The sequence below is a fragment of the Aeoliella mucimassa genome, assembly GCF_007748035.1.
In the GTDB taxonomy this organism is placed as follows: Bacteria; Planctomycetota; Planctomycetia; order Pirellulales; family Lacipirellulaceae; genus Aeoliella; species Aeoliella mucimassa.
In genome coordinates this window covers 1,310,427-1,333,091 of record NZ_CP036278.1, presented here as the reverse complement: position 1 = coordinate 1,333,091, position 22,665 = coordinate 1,310,427, and the positions used below count along the sequence as shown (strand labels likewise).

The window sequence follows — 22,665 nt, the reverse complement described above, 5'->3', positions numbered from 1 at the left end:
CGCTCACTCCACCCGCTCCACGATTAGCGGGGGAACACTCGTCGGCGACTCCGAGACTTCTATCGCCGAGCGCAGCATCTGCTTCGCCAGGTCGGCCGCATCGGGCGCGGCCAGCACGTTGGCCAGCGGTTGATCCACTTGTACCTGATCGCCCAAACGCACGAGCATTTCAACGCCGACCGACAGGTCGAGCACATCCTCTTTGCGACGTCGACCGCCGCCGAGTTCGATAATCGCCCGGCCGATTTCCTGCGTATCGATTCGCGTCACGTAGCCTGCGGTGCCCGCCAGCAACGGTTGCGCGGGAGCCACTGGGCGAACCGCGTCGAGGTCGCCCCCTTGCGCCCGCACCATCTCGGCAAACTTCTCCATGGCCAACCCATCGTCGATGGTCGCTTGCAACGCCGTGGTGGCGGACGCCAGATCGTTCGCCTGCCCGGTCATCACCAGCAGCTCGGCCCCCAGGGCCAGCGTGACTTCCACTAAATCGTCAGGCCCGCGACCTTCGAGCAACGCCAGCGACTCGTCGACTTCTACCGCGTTGCCCGCGAGTCGGCCAAGCGGCTGGTTCATGTCGGTGATCACCGCGACCGTCGGCACTCCCATCCGCTTGCCGGTGTCGACCATCGAGCGGGCGAGCTTCTGAGCGTCGTCGAGTGTTTTCATGAACGCCCCGCTGCCATGCTTCACGTCAAGCACCAACGCGTCGAGTCCTTCGGCCAGTTTCTTGCTCATGATGCTAGCCGTGATCAGCGGAATCGACTCGATGGTCGCGGTCACGTCTCGCAGCGCGTACAGCATGCGATCGGCAGGCACCAACTCCTTGGTCGCCCCGTTGATGACGCAGCCGACCTGATCGACCACGCGTCGCATCTCGTCGAGCGGCAAATTGGTTTGGAACCCCGGAATCGATTCGAGCTTGTCGAGCGTTCCGCCGGTCGCCCCGAGGCCTCGCCCCGAGATCATCGGCACCCGCAACCCGCAGCAAGCGAGCATCGCCGCGAGCGGTAACGACACCTTGTCGCCGATGCCGCCGGTCGAGTGCTTATCGACCTCTGGCTTGTCGGAACCCGGCCACTCGAGCGTCACGCCGGAGTGCAACATGTGCTCGGTAATCGACGCGGTCTCGGCGATCGACATCCCGCGACAACAAACTGCCATGGTGAATGCCGACATCTGATAGTCGGCCACCTCGCCGGCCACGTACCCCCGCACCAGGTCGGCAATCTCGCCATCGGTAAGCTCACCGCCGTCACGCTTCTTGGCAATCAGAAAAGTAGGATTCATCGTTGTGAGGGGTCAGGGTTGAGGGTTGAGGGGCTGGGGGCTGGGGGCTGGGGAAAAGAAGATGTTTGTTTAGCCCGAAGCCGAAGGCGATGGTTAGCGGGTTTGGTGAGTAAGTGAGTGGTAGGATGGGTAAAGCGAGTCTCCATTTATCCCTCTCCCCCTTGCGGGGAGAGGTTAGGAGAGGGGGTATTAGAGAAAAACAGCGGAAGTCCTTCCCTCGTCCGTACTTTCCCAATATTCCCACCTGGGAAAAAACGGATGGCCATAAGCTACTACGAAACAACAACTTACACGATCCGATAGTTTCCCATTGGGAAAAAACGCATCGAGTGGGAATCTATTTTCGCTCCACAGCCATGCTGTAAATCGTTTCGTAACAACAGTTTATAATCAAGAGCCCCAGGCCTTTCTCAAAAATAGATTCCCACCGGTGGGAAAATTAAAACGGACTGCCAGCACCCCCGGCCGGCGACTCCCTCTCAGCGACTCGCCGCATGGCCTTCGGTGCGTACTTCTCATCCGCGCAGCAACGAACCTCCCGCTACGACCACAAAAAGTCGCAGCCGGCATGCTGCAATCGGTTTTCAAACTGCTTTCATACGCAACCCCATTAAATGAACTATTGAACACCACCTATTAGAGCATGTGGATGGCGGATTGCAAGCGTTATTTTTGGCCACCTGGTTGAGCACAAGAATAAGAAGTAGTGCGAAAATCGGACAATAGCGACTGCCAAAGTTAGCCATCATCTTCATTAAAGAAATCTTGAGAAATATCGGACAACTCGTATCGCTTGGACCGTGTTACACCTACTCCATGATCGATCATTAAGGCAGTAAGCTGATTTCCATCAACCAACACAACCGTTTTCCCTTCAATACGATCAATATACTCGATGGCTTCTTTGCTATAGCACCCCGTAGTGAGTACCACCCCTTTGCGAGAGCGGTGATAGTCCATACTGCCAACGAACGCCTGAATGACCTGTCGGCCTACCGTTCCTTCCCAGCGTTTGGCTTGAACGACAACCTTGTCGAGTCCTAACTTGTCCTCATAGATAATGCCATCGATGCCACCATCAGACGACCTCGGGGTTGTCAGACCTCTGCCAGTTGCACCACCATACCCCATCTCTCGCAGCAATGTGATAACGACCTTTTCAAAGAAGAATGGGTCCGTATTCTTAAGCGTATCCAATAACTCGCCCTGAATTTCATGGCGGTGCTTCTTGTAGGCTGCTTCGATGATCTCCTCAGGAGTGCCCAACTCCCCATCCTCCTGACTAATCGAATCATTTGGCTTAGCATGAGCAAATTCACGGAATGATTCGTATTGTTCCAGTAGCTTCTGATCAATGGATTCGGGGTTTGTAGCCAACAAGCGACTTCCTGCATCAGTAATTCTAATATGCCCCCGCTTAACTGACTCCAATAACCCAGCTTTCTTCAGGTAGGTGCGTGCCCAAGCAATTCGATTGACGACAACACGCTGCTGGCCACTTGGAAGAACCTCAGAGCGTTCTTCATCAGTTAAGTTGAACTGATCTGCCAAGCGATCGTAGAAATCCCGCAACTGATGAACTTCTCCATCTGCAAGTCCATGCAGCATCGGCAACATAAACTGATCGTATCTGGGAATTGACATTCTAGCCCCAGTGAACGGGGACTCTTTTCTGCTAAATAGCTGTCAGTGAAAAGACGATGCAAAGTTCACTCGACATATACTGGCAAGGAACAGACAGTGTAGTTAATACCACTCTGGTATTATTCACCGAATCAGGCAACTATTGCAACTATGCGTGGATAAGATAGAAATGACTCGTTGCGGTCTCGGCCGTGCGGCGGCGAGTGGCTAAGGTTCTTACTCGACCGCTATCGACTGGCAAACTCGAACCCAGGGCGGCACTTTGACTCGTGGAACTCGTCGGCGTTTGCCCTGGGCTAAGTTGTTTCGCCCCTGCGGGGCTGGGGATGGGCTAGGTCGCTAGAAGCTCCTTCAGCATGAAATGGTAAAGCGTTTACGCTACCCTTCACTTACCACGCTGCTCAGCACTCCTTCGACGATGGCCATTAGCTTATCACTCGCCGACGCGGCCGCGGCGACGACTTGCTCGCCGGTAGTTTCGCCGAGTTGGTCGGGGCTGCAGGCGTTGGTGACTGTCGAGAGCCCCAGCACTCGCATGCCGAGTTGCACGGCGACGATTACTTCGGGCACGGTGCTCATGCCGACCACGTCGCCCCCGAGGCGGCGGACCATGCGGTACTCGCCGCGGGTTTCGTAGGTCGGGCCGAGCATGCCGACGTACACTCCGCGATGGCAGAGGAAACCTTGCTCGCGTGCGACCTGCTGCGCCCGGTCGGCCAGCTGTTGGTCGTAAGGCTGGCACATGTCGGGCCAGCGGGGGCCTAACTGGGGATCGTTCGCGCCGACCAGCGGGTTGCGGAACATCAGATTCAGGTGGTCGTCGATCACCATCACGTCGCCCACCTGGTAGCTGGGATCGAGTCCGCCGGCCGCGTTCGACACCACCAGCAACTCGGCCCCGAGCGTTTGCATCACCCGCACCGGTAGCGCCACCAATTCGGGAGGGTGTCCTTCGTACATATGGAACCGCCCCTGCATGGCAATCACCGGCAAGCCAGCCAGAGTGCCGCACACCAGGCGGCCCGCGTGTCCGATCGCCGTGGACTTTGGCAAGTGCGGCAACTCGGTGTACTCAATCACCGTGGGCTCGGCGATACGATCCGCCAATCCGCCGAGCCCCGACCCCAAAATAACGCCCACCTTCGGTACCGCCGACCACCGCTGCTGAACAGCCTGGGCGACTTCGGTAACTTGAGCAGCGGTGATGGTCATATTTTCTTTCCCAGGCAACGTTTCGGCTCGTGAAGAACTCCCCCGCCCGCCGCATCAGGCATGTTTCTTACCCCCCTCTCCTAACCTCTCCCCGCAAGGGGGAGAGGGATGGAACGAGGAGGTTCCCTGATTCTTTGGACAAACAATCCTTACGGACAATCACGTCCCTACAGACAAACAATCCCAAAGGACAATCACATCCAAAGATTAAATCATTCAGCGCGCGGTTACTTCGACAGGTGAGCCAGCACCCCTTCGAACAGCGCCCGCAGTTTGGGTTCGGCCTTGCCAGCGGTGGCGATGATCTCTTCGACGTCGGCTGGTTCCAACGCGTCGGGCAGGCACATATCGGTCACCACGGCGACACCGAACACGCGGAGCCCGCAATGCACGGCCACGATCACTTCAGGCACGGTGCTCATGCCGACCACGTCGGCGCCGATCATCCGCAGGAACCGATACTCCGCACGGGTTTCCAGGCAGGGACCAGTCACCGCGACCGACACTCCCTTGTGGGCAACGAAGTTCTCGCGGCGGGCGACTTCCATGGCCACGTCCATAAGTTCCGCATCGTACGGCGCACTCATGTCGGGGAAGCGGGGACCAAGGCGGTCGTCGTTCACGCCGACCAGCGGGTTATCGCCCATCAGGTTGATGTGGTCGTCGAGCACCACCACGTCGGCCGGCTTGTAGTACGGGTTCATGCCGCCGACGGCCTGCGACACGCAAAGCGTATCGGCACCCAAAGCCTTGAACACGCGAACCGGCAACGTGATTTGCTTGAGCGGATAACCTTCGTACTGATGGAACCGACCTTCCATCGCGACGACCGGCAGCCCGTTGAGCTTGCCACACACCAAGCGGCCGCGATGGCTCGTCGCGGTGGAAACCGGGAAGTGAGGGATGTCGCCATACTCGATGGAAGCCTCGACCTCGATCTTGTCGGCCAAAGTCCCCAGCCCGGTACCAAGAATGATGCCCGCCTTGGGAGTCTCTTGCCATTGGCTACGAATGGTGGCCACGGCTTCTTCGATTTTGTCGTACAAGTCAAGCATGCGTCGTTCTCAATGGGTTGGTTAGAAGGTGTGTGGAGCGACTCAAGAAGAACTTTCTCCACTCATCCCTCTCCCCCTTGCGGGGAGAGGTTAGGAGAGGGGTCTATAAACAATGGGAAAGTTCTTTTTGAGTCGCTCTGTATTATGTGGGCACGAGGGCCCGTATCCGATTTGCCGCTGTAGCCGCCCTTGTGGCGACAGCACCGCTTCGAGGAGCGACTTGGAAAGAACTTTCTCTACTCATCCCTCTCCCCCTTGCGGGGAGAGGCTAGGAGAGGGGGTATTAAATAATGGCAGTTCTTTCCAAGTCGTTCCTCGTCTGTCGGTCGTTTAGTAATCGGAACTCGGGGGAGCCCCTTCGGCGAGGGCCAACGTGCTGCTGGTGCCGAGCCTCGTAGCGCCGAGCTCCACGAACCGCTGAGCGTCGGCAAACGAACGCACCCCGCCCGATGCTTTTACCTGCACCGCGTCGGACGTGTGTTTGCGCATCAGCACGATGTCGTGATCGGTCGCGCCGGTGCTCACCAACTGGCCCGCTTCGTTCTTCACGTAGCCAAAGCCAGTGGAGGTCTTCACGAAGGCCGCGCCGGCCGCTTCGCTGATCTCGCACAAGCGAATCTTCTGCTCGTCGCTGGCAAGCAGCCCGGTTTCGAAGATGACCTTGGTGATCGCCCCATTGTCGTTGGCCGCTTTCACGACCTCGCGAATGTCTTCGGCCACGTAGTCCCACCCGCCGCTGAACACCTTGCCGAGGTTCACCACCATGTCGACCTCGCGGGCGCCGAGCTTGCAGGCTTCCATGGTTTCGGTCGCCTTGGTGAGGGTGCTGGTTCCACCATGCGGGAAACCAATCACGGTGCTCACCAGCACCTTGGAATTCATCAGCGCCAAGCGTGCGACTGGCACCTGCGACGGCTTCACGCAAATGCTGGCCACGCCGACCCGGTCGCACAACGCACACGCTTCGCGGACGTCGTCGTCGGTCTGCTGCGGCTGCAACACGGCATGATCAATCATGGCGAGAATAGAATTCACGGCAACCTCGCAGGGCTCGAGAAACAGGACAAACCCGGATTATACCGCGAGTGCCGCGGAGGCTGTAGTGGTAGAGAATGTGCGGTCGCGGAGCGGGCGGAGACAGCGTCTGGTGCATCAGCCCTGAGACGACTTGCTCCCCGCTCCTCCAGCCCCCTATGCTGTACCCAGCCGCTTGTGCTTTCGACAACGACTAAGTGGGGCTACCGGTGAAGTTTAAGTTCAGCCTTCGGTTCTTATTGATCATGATGCTTGTCGTCTCGGCCTGCATTCCTGTTGCCGTCCATTACTATCGCTACTACGACTATCCTCAATACTTCATCACCCAACTGGGAGAGTACCAGTTCCTCGATGATTCTCGAGTACTGGAGCTTTACGAAGAGGATGGCTACATCAACTATCGCTTCAAAACAGGCGGGAAGAGTAGGGGCACATCAAAGGCAAGTATCCCCAAAGGTTCCCCGTGGTTTGCCTTCGTCGAAACTCGAAATAGGGTATGGATATATGATGGCGTCGATGATCTCGTCCTATTGTCCAACAGCGAGAAACAAAGGGGCACCTATTCAATCAAAGTTTGCGGCGACTGGTTAATTCAGCAGATCCCGCCCGAAGTAACATCTCGCCTACCCAATCTGCTGGACAATTCCAAGAGTTCTGAAACCAACAATGTGGACGCTGCATCTGGCGAGTAGCATGAATTCGGCTGGTGAATCCTCACGCAGAGACGGCAGAGGGTTTCTCTTGAGGTTTGGCCAACAGACCATCAACCGCACAGCGGCGGTAGTGCGTCGCCACGAATGTCAGTCCTGAATCTAAATCAAGACTTCGACCTGGAGTTCGAGTCGATCGACGAAGCCATCGAGGCTGTGGTCACCGAAGTCGACGCGGGCGCGATGCTCGCCATGCTTACTGCACTCGAAGCAGAACCAGACCATGTAGTCGAAGAAGTCATGGACGACGACGCGGTCGGCCTTGAGGATCCCTGGACGCATCGTGAGCTGCTGGCAAACTCAAGTCGCTGGCCATCGAGCGACTCTCGGCACACGATGACAAGGACGGATCCGACGTTGCACGACTCTCGGAATGAGAGGTCGCTTCCCCCAAAAACCATCTGCAACCAATTGCAGCATCTCGCCCCCTAAATCTCCGGGTGTCATTGCCAGCAGCCCTCTGCTGCCAAAAGGAACGATCTGTTTTGGCACGTTTTCTCGGTAAATCCTGCGTATCGCAATAGAGAGCCCTCCCCCCCGCTATGGCCGCTATAGGGGGGTCCGGGACATCTAGCTAAAAATACCCAAAAGGCTAGCTACAAACTGTGCTACCGAGTAGAATCCTCGAGGCTCGCATGGCGTTGCGATGAACATCTGGTCGGTCCAGACGATCTTGGGCTGCCGACTATTGGGGGTGTGCTGCGTTTGAAGACGTTCAGCACGCAGGGGGATGCGACCCCCTCGTCCTTTGGGGACGACACTCGACCTATGCGATTTTCTATTTCTTCAGGGAGACACTTTTGATGCTACGTAAATGCGTGTTTTCGCTGGGCTTGGTGCTAGCCCATTGCACCCTGCAGGGTGTTGCCTTGGCAACCATTCCGTTCGTGCCAGTGGTGCCCCCTTACGACGGCCAGATCGCTGGACCCAGCGTGTTGCTGCCTAGCCAAGTGGCAGGCAAAGAGTATTCGCACGACAGCGATTATTCGGCGTTTGGTGTCGGTGGCATTATCGATCCCGAGCAAGTGATCAAGTGGGACGGCTCCGGCGGAACCGAAGACGGCCGCGACTACAGCGGCTCGCGCCCGACCTACACGTCGGACGACCAGGTCGACGCCCTAGCGAATACCGGCGACGTCCTGTTGACCAGCATGACCTACGACTATGCCCATATGGTGTTTTCGGTCGATCGCGACATCAACGTGTACGACGGAGCGACCGGCGGCTACTCACCATGGCAGTTGCCATCGGCAGGCCCCATCGCCGTATCGATCGGCAACGTTGGTGGTGCTGGAGAACTGTGGATTGAGCGGGCGGGCTTTTACTCGGCTCCGGCTACCTTCGAACTCTGGGCTTCGCAGGAACAGATCAACGGCATGCCATTGCCTAACGACATCGATGGTGTCGAAACCGGCGGCGACGACAACAAGGACTACACCGGCGCGGTGGTCTACTCGCTATCGGCCGACTACCAGAGCGGCGACATCGGCACCGACGCGGTAAGCGTGTGGAACGAATCGGGAACCCCCTACCTGTACCAGGCTACGATTGCCGCTGCGGTACAGCAACTGCTGGGTCCGATTCCGACCTCGGCCATCCTGCCCAGCCAGAACGTCGGCGGCATCGATGCCATTAATGTCGACGCCATGATGACCCGCGATGCGAACGGCAACGATCTCTTCGACGCCGAGGCTGGCAAGTCGGATGTTTTCGTCTTCAGCATTCAACAGATCCTCGACCCGGCCGATGCCGATGGGTTCTACGCAACAGGCTCGGAACTGTTTCTGCTCGAAGCCAGTCCCAGCTCGATTAACGTGTCGTACCTGCCCCACGGCGGCCACGAATGGAGTCACGACTGGACACTCGATTCGCTGGTGATCAGCGAAAACGACACCGGTGGCGGGTACGGCGTGATCGACATCAACGCCCTCGAAGCCATCGGCTCCCAAGAGGTGCCCGAGCCCTCGACCTGGTGCCTCGGCGCGTTGGCCATGGCCGTCACCCTGGTAGCCGGCCACCGGCTACGCTAGGGCGATCACCACGAAGACTCGGCCTCGCCGACAAAGAGTATCTGTTACCACTCGCAGCCTAGCAACGTCTGGGCTGCGAGTTTTTTATTGGCACCGCCTCATGGCTTATGGGGAGGGTACACGCACACAATACTCAGCACGAGCTCCGCTCACTCTCCTCGTCGCAAATCGGCGAAGTCGTCGGCGATGAGTTGTGGTTCGTCTGATTCACCGTTCCAGAGGTAAACCGAGTGTTGCAACGTGTCGGGGTGGTCCGCCATCGGCATCAGCACCAGCAGGTCTCCGCCGCCGTTGTGGCCGATCACGACCGCGTTAGGAGGAAAGCCATACCGACTTTCTCGCGTCGACTTGGTTTCGCGATCGATACTACTGCAAGTGCGGCGGAGTCGTTTGCGATCGCTCGCGTCGAGAAACGAGTACAAGTAGAACACATCCCACTCGGTCTCCACGCTCCCCCCGTTTCGTTTTACCATCGCGGAAACAAACGACGCCGGAAAACGCACGCCGAGCCTCGCCTCGGTTTCGGTAACCCACTGAATGTCGACTGGAAACGCCATGATGGGTCAATTTTACGACAGGGAAGTCTGCTGAGCCAGAGAGCAAGGGGCCGTCGCCGCTCCGCGGCTTATGTCTGAAGCCGCGGAGCGGCGGCAGGGCGTAGCCTGGTGGCGCGAGCCCCAGGAACACCCCGCGTTCACCACCTGCTACAATAGGAGTCTCATTCGACTCTTCAGGAGTATCACCATGGCAAGCACCTTTACCTGCCTCGACTATCACGTCGTTTTCAGCACCAAGTATCGCAAGCCAACGATTCGTGAAGAGCTGAGGGAAAAGCTTTATCGATACGTGGGCGGGATCGTGCGGGCCGAGAATGGATGCCTTCGCGAAGTCGGTGGCATGCCCGACCACATTCATCTACTCCTGGCGCTCCCTCCAACGATCGCCGTTTCGGACGCCATTCGAATGGTCAAAACCAATTCATCGAAGTGGGTGAACGAGCGAGGGGACCAACCGACGAGGTTCCAGTGGCAAACCGGGTATGGTGCCTTTAGTGTCAGTGCTTCGCAACGCGAGGTTGTCCGGCATTACATCCGCAATCAGGAAGAACATCATCGAAAACGAGACTTCAACGAGGAGTTTCTCGAAATGCTCGAACGGCACCACATCGACTACGACCCCAAATATGTGTTCGAGTGACAACTCGTTGGGAGGATCTCTGTTTTTGGTTCTCTTGGTTTCTTGGGTCTTGCGACCCAAGCTACGCGCCGTCGCCGCTCCGCGGCTGCACAACCCTAGCCGCGGAGCGGCGGCAGCGCGTAGCCTGGTGGCGCGAACCCCAGGCCTCCCATCAACATCCCCTCAACGGCATCCCCCGTCGGCCCGCAACGCTCCTCCCCAAGACCCTCCGACCTCCTCAGTTTTTCCTAGTAATTGGCCACTTGGTTTGATCTAATACGTGATTCCCATCGGCGCGGGTGCGTCGGCTGGGGGTGGTACCTACCACCTGCTGAGGGGCGTTTTGCCCCCAGGGGTGGGGCGAAATCGAGTGAGAATTATGACGCTAACGAACAAAACACCCTTTGAAACACTGTACTTTTCGGCAAATCGCCGAACTGCGTTTTGCCCCCACGAATCGATTTCCCGGTATTGGGGGCATAACGCCCAATTCAGCCCAACGCGAACCAAAGGTAGAATGAGCGGTCGTGAATAACATCCGCGCTGTCGGCGGTCCGCTTTCGGCCATCAGCAACTTCCCACACCCAACTCCAAACTCCTCTCCTATCATGCTCAACAAATACTCCAGCAAAATTACGCAGCCCAAAAGCCAAGGTGCCAGCCAGGCCATGTTGTACGGCACCGGCATGACCGACGACGACATGCAGCGGGCCCAGGTCGGCATCGCCAGCATGTGGTACGACGGCAACACCTGCAACATGCACCTGCTGGACCTCGCGACCAAGGTAAAGGAAGGCGTGGCCAAGGCCGACATGGTCGGCATGCGATTCAACACCATCGGCGTCTCCGACGGCATCTCGATGGGCACCGACGGCATGAGCTACTCGCTGCAGTCGCGCGACCTGATTGCCGACAGCATCGAAACCGTGATGGCCGCCCAGTGGTACGACGGACTGATCGCGCTGCCAGGCTGCGACAAGAACATGCCAGGCTGCTTGATGGCGATGGGCCGGCTGAATCGCCCTTCGATCATGGTATACGGCGGCACCATCAAACCAGGCTTTACCAAGTTCGGCGGCGAGGAGCAGAAACGCGACATCGTCTCCGCGTTCCAATGCTACGGAGAGTTCATTGCCAGCTCGATTAGCGAAGACGAGCGGAAAGAGATCGTCCGCAAAAGCTGCCCCGGCGCCGGCGCGTGCGGCGGCATGTACACGGCCAACACCATGGCCAGCGCGATCGAGGCCCTCGGCATGAGCCTGCCTTACTCGTCGAGCATCCCAGCGGTGTCTTCCGACAAGCGGAAGGAGTGCATCGAAGCCGGCGCGGCGATGCGTCTGCTGCTCGAGAAGGACCTCAAGCCTCGCGACATCATGACCCGCGCGGCGTTCGACAACGCGATGAACCTGATTATCGCTGTCGGTGGATCGACCAACGCGGTGCTGCATCTGCTGGCGATGGCTCGGGCGGTCGACGTGAAGCTGACGATCGACGACTTCCAAGCCGCGAGCGATCGCGTGCCGCTGCTGGCCGACCTGAAACCGTCGGGCCGGTTCGTTCAGGAAGAGCTGCACGAAGTCGGCGGAACCCCGGCCGTGATGAAGCTGCTGCTGGAGCACGACCTGATCGACGGAAGCTGCATGACAGTCACCGGCAAAACCGTGGCCGAAAACCTGGCCGACCTGCCGGGCCTCAAGGAAGGTCAGCAAGTGATCGCCCCGTTCGACAAGCCGCTCAAGGCGACCGGTCACCTCCGCATCATGCGGGGCAACTTCTGCCCCGACGGCGCGGTGGCCAAGATCACCGGCAAAGAAGGGCTGCTGTTCTCCGGCACGGCCAACTGCTTCGACAGCGAAGAAGACATGCTGCACGCGTTGGAAGAGAAGAAGATCAACAAAGGCGACGTGGTGATCATTCGCTACGAAGGTCCGCAGGGTGGTCCCGGCATGCCCGAAATGCTGACGCCGACCAGTGCGATCATGGGTGCGGGACTCGGCAAGGACGTCGCGCTGATGACCGACGGCCGGTTTAGCGGCGGCTCGCACGGATTCATCGTCGGCCACGTAACGCCCGAAGCCCAGGTCGGCGGCCCGATCGCGCTGGTGCAGAACGGCGACACGATCACGATCGACGCCGAAGCGAACACGATCATGGTCGATGTCTCCGACGACGAGATGGCGAAGCGCAAAGCCGCCTGGAAGGCCCCCGAATACAAAGCCACCCGCGGCACGCTTTACAAGTACATCAAGAACGTGAAGAGCGCAAGCGAAGGTTGTGTGACGGATGAATAGGTAAACGATTTGCTTGAAACCGACCAAGGGATTGCCAGGGTAACTAGATGTAGCGAACTACTTTCTCACCCCATGGGAGAATCGCCATGCGCTGCTACGCTTCATTTCTGGCTGTATTGTTCACGGTTTCGTTCGCATCCATCATCTCGGCGGCCACCACCGCGGAGCAGGTAGAACCTTACCTCGTCGAGGGTCGCATCGCCGAGGGAGTAGAGCACTTTGCGAAGCTAGCGACACCCGATAATCCAGAAGCACAGTATGCTTTGGGCGTGCTGCAAACGCTCAGCGCGGTCGAAGGACTCACGCAGGACTTGTTCCGCTACGGCCTGAAGACCGATAGCCCCGACTTGCCGTTCGTGCGACTGCCGGTGCCGAAGAATGAGCACCCGGAGAAACTCACGTACGCGAAGTCGCGACAAGTACTGCAGGACTTTGTGAACGACCTGGAAACGGCCCAAACCACCCTCGAAGGCATCGAGGCCGACGAGGTGAAACTCAAGCTGCCGGTCGGTTTGATTCGGCTCGACATCAATGGCGACGGAATCGCCAGCGAAGAGGAGACCTTTTGGAAGGTGTTTGTCGCGGTCGGCGGCGGTGGTCGCCGGCAGCAACTCGAGGCCGACCAGCAGCGGTACGAGATTGGGTTCGATAAGGCCGACGTCCACTGGCTGATTGGCTACACCCACCTGCTACAAGCGATGAGTGAAGTCTGGTTGGCCTACGATACCGAGGAATTCTACACGGTCACCGCGTCGACGTTCTTCGCCGGTGCGGATGCTCCCCCGTTCGAACTTGGCACTGGCAACAACGGCGGCTTTAACGTCGATCGGATCGCCGACGCCATCCTCGCGATTCACTTGATGAAGTTCCAGGTCGTCGAGCCCGAGCGAACGCAAGCCGCCCTTAAGCACCTGCAACAGACCATTACCGAGAGCCGCAAGGTGTGGGATGCGATCGCCAAGGAAACCGACGACGATCGCGAGTGGATCCCCGGCCCCGAGCAAACCAGTATCACTCCTTTGCGCGTGAATCGAGAGCAAGTGGAGGGCTGGAAGATGTTTCTCGACGAAGCCGAGTCCGTGCTGGCAGGCGAGAAGCTACTGCCGCACTGGCGAGTCGCCAAGGGTCATGGCATCAACCTGAAGCGAGTGCTGAACGAACCTCGCGAGTTCGACGCGGTGATGTGGATGCACGGCGCAGCCGCCCTGCCCTACCTGGAGGAAGGAGACTGCGTGACTCAACGGACCGCCAGTACGTTGCAGCGGATGTTCAACGGCAACTTCTTCTCGTTCGCAGTGTGGTTCAACTAACGCGGAGACTACTGCACGTCGTCCCTTTCCTAACTCCCATGCCCATCGCCCATGCAGCTCTTTCTCGATTTCTATCGTGAGAACGCGCGGCTGTTTTACAACACGCAGCTGGTGCTGGCGATGTTTGGCATGGGAGCAACCAGCTCGGTAGCGCAGTTTCGCAGTGTGTTTCGCCGCCCGTGGGACATCGCGCTGGTACTGTTCCTGCAGTACTTGCTAATGCCGAGCGTCGCGGTCGCACTGGCTTGGATCACGCAGCTACCCCCGCCGATGACCGTGGGGCTGGTGCTGCTGGCTTCGCTACCGAGCGGCAGCCTGTCGAACATCCTCACGTTCCTCGGCCGCGGCAACGTTGCGCTGTCGATCACCACTACGTGTGCTTCGACAGCGATCTGTTTGCTGGCAACGCCGATCGTGCTCGACGCCTTTACGATCGGGCACCTGCCGGAAGGCTTCCACATGCCGTGGGATCAGATCTTACTAAGCATCGTACTACTACTCGTGCTGCCGCTGGTCGTAGGCATGGTAATTGGTTCGCTCAAACACTCCTGGCGGCGCCCCCTCAGCAAGCTGGCAGTGTGGGGGAGCATGATCGCGGTGGGGGGCGTGTGGGTCGGCGCCATCGGGGGTGGGCAGATTGAGATCCTGCATTACGGCTGGCAGGCTCCCGCGCTCATCGTGGTGTTCATCGTGCTCAGCATGCTAGTCACCAACGAGGGGATGCTCGCGATGGGCTACCAGAAAGACGAGTCGTTCACGCTCAGCATTGAGGTCTCGATGCGTAATGGAAATCTCGGTATCGCGCTGCTCACCCCTTTGTTTGGTGAGCTCACTCGCGAGAACGACTTCCATCAAGGCGGCTTGTACTCGTGCCTGTTCGGCGGCGGAGCAATGATGGTGTTTGGACTCATCGCGGTCGGCCGGCGGCATCTTCGCTTTGCCTTACAACGCCGAGCCAAGCAGGCAATTGAATGAGCGCATAACAAAAGCCGGACTGGCAGGCAGTCCGGCTTTTTGAAGCGGTGCGTGAGAGAGTGTGTGGACAACTCGACGTTACGCAGCCGCTTTGGTGTATTCTTTTAAGAATCCTTTAAACAGAATGAGGTGTTCTTCTTCGTCAGCAAGCAAACGAATGCAAAGATCCTGAGTCACATAGTCCTCGCCATCGGTCGCCTTGATCACCTTCTTGTAGTGATCGCAAGCCGACTGCTCCGCGTCGATCACCGCCTTGATCACTGCGACAACATCGGTCGCATCTTCGGGCGGTTGTATCTGGCTATCGACTTTCACGCTCTTCGAACCTGGCACGCTTCCACCAAGTTGCTTGATACGATTGCCCAGCAGCGTCGCGTGGCCAAGCTCTTCGGTAATGTCGGCGGCCAGCGCTTTCTTGATTTCTTCCGCACGAACCCCATCGAGATTAATGCTGTTCGCCAAGTAGTTCATCACCGTTTCAAGTTCCATGCTATAAGCCTTCGTGAGCAGGCTAATCACTTCGTCGTTGGTAGCGGCCATGGGGAGTCGTCCTTTCTTTTGTTTGCCACCTGTAGGTTCGATTGTTCTCTAACACACTGTAGGATTCCGCCCGCTTTTGACCATGCATTTGATGCTTGTTTCAAGGAGTCGAAAAGTAAAAAACAAACTGCCGAAATTTGTGTTGCCGCTCACCACGCCAGCGCGTATAGAACCTTCAGCCTTCGGCAATGAGCAACGCCGGACGCATCGCTTTGCTATCTGGCCAGATAAGCACAACGCATGCATTCGCATGTGTCGCAAGGACGTGTCTCGTATCTTGAAACACCGACCCCAGACAGGAGTCATTCCCATGTTGAGTAGAAAGTTTGTAGCGCCGCTGGCAGCTGCCCTGGCGCTAACGTTGAGTACCGCAACCACTTCGTCGGCAGCCGATATTGTCGATACCGCCGTGCAATCGGGTAAATTCAATACCCTCGTTGCAGCAGTGAAAGCAGCCGACTTGGTTGATACACTAAAGGGCGAGGGACCGTTCACGGTTTTCGCTCCCACCGACGAAGCATTTGCAGCCCTTCCCGAGGGCACCGTGGAAACCTTGCTGAAACCAGAAAACAAGGATCAGCTGCGAGCAATTCTCCTGTATCACGTTGCCGCTGGCAGTGTGGATAGTAAGCAGGTTACCAAAGTAACTGGTGTGACCACCGCCAACGGTCAACGTGCTGACATCGCGGTCAAAGATGACAAAGTAATGGTCGACAATGCAACCGTGGTAAAGGCCGACATCGGATGTGACAACGGTGTGATCCACGTGATCGACAAAGTGATTCTTCCCGAGAGTAAGACGCTTCCTGAAGTTGCCGAGAAAGCGGAAGCTTTCTCGACACTGCTCGCTGCCGCAAAGGCAGCCGGCCTGGTCGACACGCTCGCTGGCGACAAGGAACTGACCGTATTCGCTCCGACCGACGAAGCGTTCGAAGCCCTGCCTGAGGGTACCGTCGAAACGCTACTGAAACCAGAGAACAAGGAGAAACTGGTTCAGGTTCTCGCTTACCACGTGGTGGCGGGACGTGTCTACAGCACCGACGCGGTAGAGGCTGGCACGGCCAAAACGCTGCAAGGGTCGACGATTTCGATCAAGACCGAAGGCGACGAAGCGATGGTCAACAACGCCAAACTGTTGAAGACCGACATCGATGCCTCGAACGGCGTGATCCACGTGATCGATAAGGTGCTGCTGCCCCCCACCGAGGAAACCTCGTCGACCACTCCCGCTAGTGGTCACGTGAAGTCGGTGGTTTGCAACGGATAAGTAAATCACTTGCTTAAGAGCTAGTGCATCCGAAGGCCGGCCTGTTGCTTTTGCAACAGGTCGGCTTTGTTTTGTGCGTTCGACTACTTTTCGCTACAGTATGGTGCCTTGCTTCGAACCTTCCTCACCCCTGCTAATCATGCCAGCTGACTCCGAACCTACGAACTTCGAATCGTCCACTCCCAAGTTGCGGATCCGCGCGGCCAACGACAAACCGATCAACCACGATGGCGACTTCGTGTTGTACTGGATGATCGCCTATCGCCGGACCGAGTGGAATTTTGCCCTCGAGCGAGCAGCCGCCTGGGCGGCAGAGTTGGGCAAGCCGCTGGTGGTGCTCGAAGCCTTGCGGTGCGACTACAAATGGGCCAGCGACCGACTGCATGCATTCGTCATTCAAGGTATGGCCGATAACCAGCAGTCGCTCGCCAAGAAGTCGCGTGCTGCGAGTTACTACCCTTACCTCGAGCGCCAGCCAGGCAATGGCTCGGGTTTGCTCGAGGCCCTGAGCGACCAGGCCTGTCTGGTAGTGACCGACGACTTCCCTTGCTTCTTCTTGCCTCGTATGGTTCGCGTGGCCGCCCGCAAGGTATCGACCACCATGGAGGTGATCGATTCCAACGGTCTGCTCCCCATGCGTGCGGCCGACAAAGTCTACTTGCGGGCGTACGACCTGCGGCGATTCCTACAGAAGGCACTGCCCGACCACCTCTCGGAACTCCCGAGCCCCGACCCGCTGGCCGACTACAAGATCCCTACGCTTGAGAAGCTCCCTGCGAAAATCACCAAGCAGTGGCCGGTTGCGGAGGTCGAAGCGATTGCCGACGACCTGTCGAAGCTTGAAGCGTTTCCCATCGATCATCAAGTAGGCGTTGTCGAAAGCTTACCCGGCGGCGCGGTAGCGGCTCAGAAAAGGCTACGCGACTTCCTGAAGCACAAGCTCGATCGCTATGGCGAAGAACGCAACGAGCCGCAAAAAGAAGTGAGCAGCGGGTTCTCGCCGTACCTGCACTTTGGGCATTTGTCGGTGCATCAAGTGTTCGCCGAGTTGGTGGAGCAGTTGAAATGGACTCCCAACAAGCTTGCGAAGAAGGCCAATGGCAGCCGCTCGGGCTGGTGGGGCATGGAAGAGACTTACGAGTCGTTTCTCGACGAGCTCGTCACCTGGCGCGAACTGGGATTCAATATGTGTTCGCGACAGGAGGACTATACCCACTACGAGTCGCTGCCCGACTGGGCGAAGGAAACGCTCGGCGAGCATGCCTCGGACGACCGGGAGTTCACTTACACACTCGAAGAGTTTGAGCAGGCGAACACTCACGACGAGCTATGGAACGCTGCCCAGAATCAATTGGTCCGCGAGGGGTACATTCACAACTATCTCCGCATGCTTTGGGGAAAGAAGATCCTGGAGTGGACCGAGTCGCCGCAAGATGCGTTGGCCGTGATGATCGAGCTGAACAATAAGTACGCCCTCGATGGGCGCAACCCAAACAGTTATAGCGGTATCTTCTGGGTACTTGGGCGGTACGATCGGGCGTGGGGTCCCGAGCGGCCGATCTTCGGCAAGATTCGCTACATGAGTAGCGACAACACCGCTCGCAAAGTGAAAGTGAAACAGTACATCGAAAAGTACCAATAAAAAAAGACCCGATATAAAATCGGGTCTTGAAAGGTTATTTGTTATTTCATTTGGCGATTAGCAAAAGCCAGCCAACACATTTGCGTCGTCTTGTTCACGAAGTTTATCCAACGCCCGATTGGCGAGTTGTCGGGCACGTTCTTTCGAAATACCCATCCGCTTACCAAGGTGGCTAAATGAAATCTTGCTATCTTCGTCAAACCCAAAGCGAGCACGAATAATTTGCTTTTCACGATCGTCAAGCACTTCCATCATCTGCGAAAGCAACTCGCTGAGCGACTTCCAACGATCGACCGCTTTGCCAGGATGCTCAAAATCTTCCTCAACGACCGACTCAAGCACATCGCCCGGCGTGGGAGCGAAGCGTTGCGAGTCGCGGCGGCTATTCATTACCAAGCGGTTCAGATCACGTCGCACCGCGCAGGTAGCATAAGTACTAAAGCGATACCCACGATCGCAATCAAACTTCTCAACCGCACGAATCAGGGAGGCGATGCCGCGGCTCAACAGATCGTCGAACGGATTCCGCGGATCGGCGTACTTGCGAGCGATCGACATGACCAGTCGCGTGTTTGCTTGAATCAAATAGTTTCGCAAGCGATCCGCCCGCTCCAGGTACTCTTCGGCTTCTTCCACCTTACCGCGTGCTGGTCGCGAGGGATGAAGTGTGCCCAGAACAGCGGCTGCATGATACTTACAATAGTTCATGCGAAAGAAGACCTGCTGCTCCATTTCAGCCGTGAGTAGCGGTGTAGCGCACATCCGTCGCAGGTGCGGCGGAAGCCCTTCGCCCCCTTTGGCGTGAGTGGTTTCGTGGCCGAGCTCAATGGCCGCCAGTTGTTCGTCTTCCGGCGTTGCTTCGGCGTCGGCAAAACGTTCACTGGCAATGAAGCTGATATTCAGATCGGCCAGCGATTCGGCGCGTTGCCGCAGCTCGTTGTTTCGGCTCTTATTTGCGGTCGATTTTGTCCTGCCCTTAGTCGTCATTCTTTTCTCTCCGTGTCGTCGCACACACCTAAAAACGTTCAAATCGTCCACACACGAAATCCTATGCCTAGGAGGCAGGGGCTGCAAGTACAAAAACGTCCAAATCGTCCAAACATCCAGAATTCGCCCAAAACCGCACTTCGGCGCAATTTGGCCCTGCGGCTCCAGATTCGGCCGCTAGTGAATGAAGCAAATAAGGGTTAGATTCGAGGGTTTGGACCCCCTTTTTCGGCGTCAATTAAAGAGCCGTTGCTCCCTTTTTCCCGACGAGACTTATCATGTTGCCGGCCGTTCCCCTCGAACAGATGATTGCCACCGTCAAACAGCAATACAGCGACCGCTACCAGCAGCCCCCCACGTGGGTGGTCTCCGCTCCTGGCCGAGTGAACCTGATTGGTGAGCACACCGATTACAACGACGGCTTTGTGATGCCGATGGCCATCGAACGCTACGTGGTGATTGCTGCCGGCCCGGCCGAAGGCACTGGCAACACGCTGCGAGTTTCGAGCGACGCGATGGAAGGCGAGATCACGATCGACGTCGATCAGCCAGTGCCGGATGATCTGCCGCAGTGGGGCATCTACGTCCGCGGCGTGCTGGTCGAGATGCTCGAAGCAGGCTTTCCCTGTGGAGCACTCCAGGCGACGATTCACGCCAACGTTCCGCTGGGTGGTGGACTCTCCAGCAGCGCGGCACTCGAAGTCGCTACCGCCACCATGGTGGAAGCAGCGGTTGGCAAGTCGCTTGGCGGTCCCGAAGTGGCCAAGCTGTGCCAACGTGCTGAGAACATTCATGTCGGCATGCCTTGCGGCATCATGGACCAATTCAGCTCGGCCGTTTGCGAGGCCGATCACTTGATGCAACTCGATTGTCGGTCGCTGGCTACCAAGCAGGTGCCATTTACGAATCCTGACATCACGGTGCTGATCATCAACACCAACGTGAAACGCGAGTTGGCTTCGAGCGCTTATCCGATTCGCCGCGGTCAGTGTGAAACAGCCGCCAAGCAACTCGGCGTGAAGGCTCTGCGTGATGCAACGATGCCGATGCTCGACAAGATGGCTGCGCAGATCGAAGAAGTGGTTTACCGCCGGGCGCGACACGTGATCACTGAAAACCGCCGGGTGGAAGACATGGCCACCGCGTTGGAGACCAACAACTGGGCGCTGGCCGGCGAGTTGATGTACGCCAGCCACGACTCGCTGCGCGACGACTACGAGGTTAGCTGCGACGAGTTAAACCTGCTGGTCGACACCGCTCATCAAATTGGCACCAACGGCGGGGTAATTGGTTCGCGACTCACCGGCGCCGGCTTCGGTGGTTGCACCGTGACGCTCGTGGAGACTGAAGCGGTGGAAGACGTTGCCAAGCGTCTGAAGCAAACCTACCAGACCACGCTGAACATCGAACCAACGCTGTTCACCACCCGCCCGGGCAAAGGGGCCCACATCGCCGAGGGTTAACCGAGCGCGAGGTCTTAACAGAATCTTCCCATATGGTGGAGCCCGATCGGTTACAATCGGGCTCCTTCCTTAACCATACTTTGGAGATTCCTCATGCCCCGATCCCTCCTGCTTTCATCCCTCCTGGCACTTGGCTGTCTACTTGGCAGCACGACCGTGGTAATGGCTCACGAAGGTCATGACCACGAGCATGAAGCCGAAGCGAACGAAACCTCGACCAGCGCAGTTGCCCTGCCAACTGGCGTGGTGCTGCCCGAAATCGAAGGCCCCCGCCCTTGGTCGGACAAGCCTGTACTGAACGACCCGCAACGTTTTCAGATTGCTATCATGACCGACCGCACTGGCGGTCACCGCCCTGGCATCTGGATGGACGCAGTGCGGAAGCTCAACATGATGCGTCCCGAGTTTGTGCTTTCGGTGGGCGACCTGATTGAAGGCTATACCGAAGATCGCGACGAAGTCGAGAAGCAATGGACCGAATTCCTGGGCTTCATCGATCAGATGGATATGCGGTTCTTCTTTGTCGCTGGCAACCACGACGTAACGAACCCCACCATGCAAAAGATCTGGCGCGAGCATTTTGGCCGCTCGTGGTACTCGTTCGATTACAAGAACGTGCACTTTGTTTGCTTGTGCAGCGAAGATCCCGTGAATCGCATCGGCGACGAGCAACTAGAATGGTTGCAGAACGACCTGAACGAACATGCCGACGCCCGCTGGACCTTAGTGTTTTTGCACAAGCCTCTGTGGACCTACGCCGAGCGTCAACTGGCTGCTGACAACCAAGACAAAACAAACTGGAAGCGCGTGGAAGGCATGCTGGTCGACCGCCCGCATACCGTGTTCTCGGGACACATCCACCATTACGTCCAATATAAGCGGAACAACCAAGAGTACTTCGCCCTGGCGACCACCGGTGGTGGCTCGGCATTGCGTGGTAACGAGTACGGCGAGTTCGATCAGGTCACTTGGCTCACCATGGAACCCGATGGCCCGCACGTGGCCAACTTGCGTCTCGATGGCATCCTGCGTCCCGACGTGGTGACCGAAGAGAGCATCGCCCGGTTCAATGGTTTCCTGGCGAACACCGGTGTCGAGGTGGCTCCCATCTTGATCGAAGGCAACGAGAGCGATGCCTTCTCGACCGGCGAGATCGTGCTGCGGGTGCGGAACGATTTCGACGAGCCGATCGTGATGAAGGGCAAGATCGAAGGCCTGCCGCTTAAGGGTCTAACGGTCGATCCTTGGGAAATGGAAATCGAAGCAGCTGCAGGTGAGTCGGTCGAGCAGCACATTCATGTCGAGTTCACCAAGGCCATCGAGTTCGAAGCCCTGGCCCGTACCGTGCTGACCGCCACGCTCAAAAGCACTGGCGACGATCCTCTGTCGTCGGAACTCGTGGTGCCGGTCGTGATCGATCGCCGATTCACGCTGCCGGAGCTGGCCGAAATGCCAGAACTCGACGGCGTGATCGAAGAATGGCCGAGCGAACGGACCAACGAAATGGCTGATAAGCCACTGGTGCTCGGCAATCAGACCGGTTGGAAAGGCCCTGGCGACGCAACCGCCAAGTTCTTCGCCCGCCAGGTTGGCGACCGCGTATACGTGGCAGCCAAGGTGGTGGACGATCGACTGCAGCCCGGCGATGAGGTCGAGCTGCTCATCGATCCTCGCGGGGTGGATGTGCGCAGCAGTGATCCCCGCTATGCCCGCACTGGTCTGTCGATCACCGCGACCGCTCCTGTGGATGGCGAAGAGACCAAGGTCAAAGCGGTACGTCTACGGAATGGTCGCACTTACCCCGGCACGCAAGCGGCCGCGAAGGTGACCGACGACGGTTACGACGTCGAGTTCTCGATTCCTCTGCGGCTCGTCAAAGAGGTGCAAGGTAAGAACTGGCACAGCCTGCAAGGCACCTTGGTGCTGCACGATGTCGACGAGCCGAACGAGAAAGCCGCAGAGGTGGTTTGGCGCGGTACGCAGCGCGTCCGCCAGGTGAACACCGGCTTCGGTCACTTTGTTCCCGAGGCCAACTAGTTCG

The 22,665-nt window shown here is 57.8% G+C and carries 19 protein-coding genes and 1 pseudogene; 12 read left to right on the top strand and 8 right to left on the bottom strand.

Annotated elements, in window-relative coordinates; genetic code table 11:
* Positions 1-3: 3 nt before the first annotated feature.
* From Pan181_RS05455 to deoC, 5 genes are all read right to left on the bottom strand, one after another.
* Complete coding sequence (locus tag Pan181_RS05455) at positions 4-1,287, bottom strand: thymidine phosphorylase (protein WP_145245872.1); 1,284 nt, start codon at positions 1,285-1,287, stop codon at positions 4-6.
* A 738-nt stretch (positions 1,288-2,025) separates the two neighbouring features.
* Positions 2,026-2,904: a restriction endonuclease gene (locus tag Pan181_RS05450; RefSeq protein ID WP_197528934.1), complete on the bottom strand. Its 879-nt coding sequence runs from the start codon at positions 2,902-2,904 to the stop codon at positions 2,026-2,028.
* Positions 2,905-3,309: 405 nt separating this feature from the next.
* Positions 3,310-4,161, bottom strand: coding sequence for a purine-nucleoside phosphorylase (locus Pan181_RS05445; RefSeq protein WP_231943752.1), 852 nt, complete (start codon positions 4,159-4,161; stop codon positions 3,310-3,312).
* A gap of 209 nt (positions 4,162-4,370) precedes the next feature.
* A complete protein-coding gene (locus Pan181_RS05440; RefSeq protein ID WP_145245869.1) occupies positions 4,371-5,198 on the bottom strand; it encodes a purine-nucleoside phosphorylase in 828 nt (275 codons plus the stop codon).
* Between the two features lie 330 nt (positions 5,199-5,528).
* Positions 5,529-6,233, bottom strand: a complete 705-nt coding sequence (gene deoC, locus Pan181_RS05435; protein WP_197528933.1) for a deoxyribose-phosphate aldolase — start codon at positions 6,231-6,233, stop codon at positions 5,529-5,531.
* Positions 6,234-6,478: 245 nt separating this feature from the next.
* Between deoC and Pan181_RS05430 the strand changes: the two genes are divergently transcribed.
* The 3 genes from Pan181_RS05430 (at position 6,479) to Pan181_RS05420 (ending at position 8,973) form a co-directional block, all read left to right on the top strand.
* Positions 6,479-6,925: a hypothetical protein gene (locus Pan181_RS05430; protein WP_145245868.1), complete on the top strand. Its 447-nt coding sequence runs from the start codon at positions 6,479-6,481 to the stop codon at positions 6,923-6,925.
* Positions 6,926-7,030: 105 nt separating this feature from the next.
* Entirely contained in the window at positions 7,031-7,375 is a 345-nt protein-coding gene (locus Pan181_RS05425; protein WP_145245867.1) for a hypothetical protein, read from the top strand.
* Between the two features lie 371 nt (positions 7,376-7,746).
* The gene (locus Pan181_RS05420; protein ID WP_145245866.1) at positions 7,747-8,973 is read left to right on the top strand and encodes a hypothetical protein; all 1,227 of its coding nucleotides are present in this window, start codon (positions 7,747-7,749) and stop codon (positions 8,971-8,973) included.
* A gap of 149 nt (positions 8,974-9,122) precedes the next feature.
* Here the strand turns inward: Pan181_RS05420 and Pan181_RS05415 are convergent, their stop codons facing one another.
* Positions 9,123-9,530 (bottom strand): SMI1/KNR4 family protein, encoded by a 408-nt coding sequence (locus Pan181_RS05415; protein ID WP_145245865.1) that lies wholly within the window; start codon positions 9,528-9,530, stop codon positions 9,123-9,125.
* A 187-nt stretch (positions 9,531-9,717) separates the two neighbouring features.
* Here Pan181_RS05415 and tnpA point away from each other — a divergent pair, with 187 nt between their 5' ends.
* The 4 genes from tnpA (at position 9,718) to Pan181_RS05395 (ending at position 14,725) form a co-directional block, all read left to right on the top strand.
* Positions 9,718-10,170, top strand: coding sequence for an IS200/IS605 family transposase (gene tnpA / locus Pan181_RS05410; protein WP_145245864.1), 453 nt, complete (start codon positions 9,718-9,720; stop codon positions 10,168-10,170).
* Between the two features lie 587 nt (positions 10,171-10,757).
* Entirely contained in the window at positions 10,758-12,440 is a 1,683-nt protein-coding gene (gene ilvD / locus Pan181_RS05405) for a dihydroxy-acid dehydratase (RefSeq protein ID WP_145245863.1), read from the top strand.
* Between the two features lie 86 nt (positions 12,441-12,526).
* On the top strand, positions 12,527-13,750 hold the full coding sequence (locus Pan181_RS05400; protein WP_145245862.1) for a hypothetical protein: 1,224 nt from the start codon (positions 12,527-12,529) through the stop codon (positions 13,748-13,750).
* 51 nt (positions 13,751-13,801) lie between these two features.
* Complete coding sequence (locus Pan181_RS05395) at positions 13,802-14,725, top strand: bile acid:sodium symporter family protein (protein WP_145245861.1); 924 nt, start codon at positions 13,802-13,804, stop codon at positions 14,723-14,725.
* A 78-nt stretch (positions 14,726-14,803) separates the two neighbouring features.
* Here Pan181_RS05395 and Pan181_RS05390 read toward each other — a convergent pair whose 3' ends face one another.
* Positions 14,804-15,265, bottom strand: a complete 462-nt coding sequence (locus Pan181_RS05390; protein WP_145245860.1) for a ferritin-like domain-containing protein — start codon at positions 15,263-15,265, stop codon at positions 14,804-14,806.
* A 310-nt stretch (positions 15,266-15,575) separates the two neighbouring features.
* Here Pan181_RS05390 and Pan181_RS26955 point away from each other — a divergent pair.
* The 3 genes and pseudogenes from Pan181_RS26955 to Pan181_RS05380 form a co-directional block, all read left to right on the top strand.
* A pseudogene (locus Pan181_RS26955) lies at positions 15,576-16,064 on the top strand (fasciclin domain-containing protein); the annotation flags it as partial.
* A complete protein-coding gene (locus tag Pan181_RS26950; RefSeq protein ID WP_449188341.1) occupies positions 16,044-16,532 on the top strand; it encodes a fasciclin domain-containing protein in 489 nt (162 codons plus the stop codon). The pseudogene Pan181_RS26955 and the gene Pan181_RS26950, both read left to right, overlap by 21 nt.
* Before the next feature lie 139 nt (positions 16,533-16,671).
* A complete protein-coding gene (locus Pan181_RS05380; protein WP_145245858.1) occupies positions 16,672-18,174 on the top strand; it encodes a deoxyribodipyrimidine photolyase in 1,503 nt (500 codons plus the stop codon).
* Between the two features lie 57 nt (positions 18,175-18,231).
* Here the strand turns inward: Pan181_RS05380 and Pan181_RS05375 are convergent, their stop codons facing one another.
* Entirely contained in the window at positions 18,232-19,161 is a 930-nt protein-coding gene (locus Pan181_RS05375) for a sigma-70 family RNA polymerase sigma factor (protein ID WP_145245857.1), read from the bottom strand.
* Between the two features lie 278 nt (positions 19,162-19,439).
* On the opposite strand from Pan181_RS05375, the gene galK reads away from it, so the two are divergent.
* Entirely contained in the window at positions 19,440-20,624 is a 1,185-nt protein-coding gene (galK, locus tag Pan181_RS05370) for a galactokinase (RefSeq protein WP_145245856.1), read from the top strand.
* A 93-nt stretch (positions 20,625-20,717) separates the two neighbouring features.
* A complete protein-coding gene (locus Pan181_RS05365) occupies positions 20,718-22,661 on the top strand; it encodes a metallophosphoesterase (RefSeq protein ID WP_145245855.1) in 1,944 nt (647 codons plus the stop codon).
* Positions 22,662-22,665 lie beyond the last annotated feature (4 nt).

What these genes read in the sequence shown, in the direction of transcription:
- ilvD (WP_145245863.1), top strand. Translation starts at nt 10,758, where the DNA reads ATGCTCAACAAATACTCCAGCAAAATTACGCAGCCCAAAAGCCAAGGT.
- tnpA (WP_145245864.1), top strand. Translation starts at nt 9,718, where the DNA reads ATGGCAAGCACCTTTACCTGCCTCGACTATCACGTCGTTTTCAGCACC.
- Pan181_RS05415 (WP_145245865.1), bottom strand. Translation starts at nt 9,530, where the DNA reads ATGGCGTTTCCAGTCGACATTCAGTGGGTTACCGAAACCGAGGCGAGG.
- Pan181_RS05395 (WP_145245861.1), top strand. Translation starts at nt 13,802, where the DNA reads ATGCAGCTCTTTCTCGATTTCTATCGTGAGAACGCGCGGCTGTTTTAC.
- Pan181_RS05450 (WP_197528934.1), bottom strand. Translation starts at nt 2,904, where the DNA reads ATGTTGCCGATGCTGCATGGACTTGCAGATGGAGAAGTTCATCAGTTG.
- galK (WP_145245856.1), top strand. Translation starts at nt 19,440, where the DNA reads ATGTTGCCGGCCGTTCCCCTCGAACAGATGATTGCCACCGTCAAACAG.
- Pan181_RS05365 (WP_145245855.1), top strand. Translation starts at nt 20,718, where the DNA reads ATGCCCCGATCCCTCCTGCTTTCATCCCTCCTGGCACTTGGCTGTCTA.
- Pan181_RS05455 (WP_145245872.1), bottom strand. Translation starts at nt 1,287, where the DNA reads ATGAATCCTACTTTTCTGATTGCCAAGAAGCGTGACGGCGGTGAGCTT.
- Pan181_RS05430 (WP_145245868.1), top strand. Translation starts at nt 6,479, where the DNA reads ATGATGCTTGTCGTCTCGGCCTGCATTCCTGTTGCCGTCCATTACTAT.
- Pan181_RS05400 (WP_145245862.1), top strand. Translation starts at nt 12,527, where the DNA reads ATGCGCTGCTACGCTTCATTTCTGGCTGTATTGTTCACGGTTTCGTTC.
- Pan181_RS05420 (WP_145245866.1), top strand. Translation starts at nt 7,747, where the DNA reads ATGCTACGTAAATGCGTGTTTTCGCTGGGCTTGGTGCTAGCCCATTGC.
- Pan181_RS05380 (WP_145245858.1), top strand. Translation starts at nt 16,672, where the DNA reads ATGCCAGCTGACTCCGAACCTACGAACTTCGAATCGTCCACTCCCAAG.
- Pan181_RS05440 (WP_145245869.1), bottom strand. Translation starts at nt 5,198, where the DNA reads ATGCTTGACTTGTACGACAAAATCGAAGAAGCCGTGGCCACCATTCGT.
- Pan181_RS05375 (WP_145245857.1), bottom strand. Translation starts at nt 19,161, where the DNA reads ATGACGACTAAGGGCAGGACAAAATCGACCGCAAATAAGAGCCGAAAC.
- Pan181_RS05390 (WP_145245860.1), bottom strand. Translation starts at nt 15,265, where the DNA reads ATGGCCGCTACCAACGACGAAGTGATTAGCCTGCTCACGAAGGCTTAT.
- Pan181_RS05425 (WP_145245867.1), top strand. Translation starts at nt 7,031, where the DNA reads ATGTCAGTCCTGAATCTAAATCAAGACTTCGACCTGGAGTTCGAGTCG.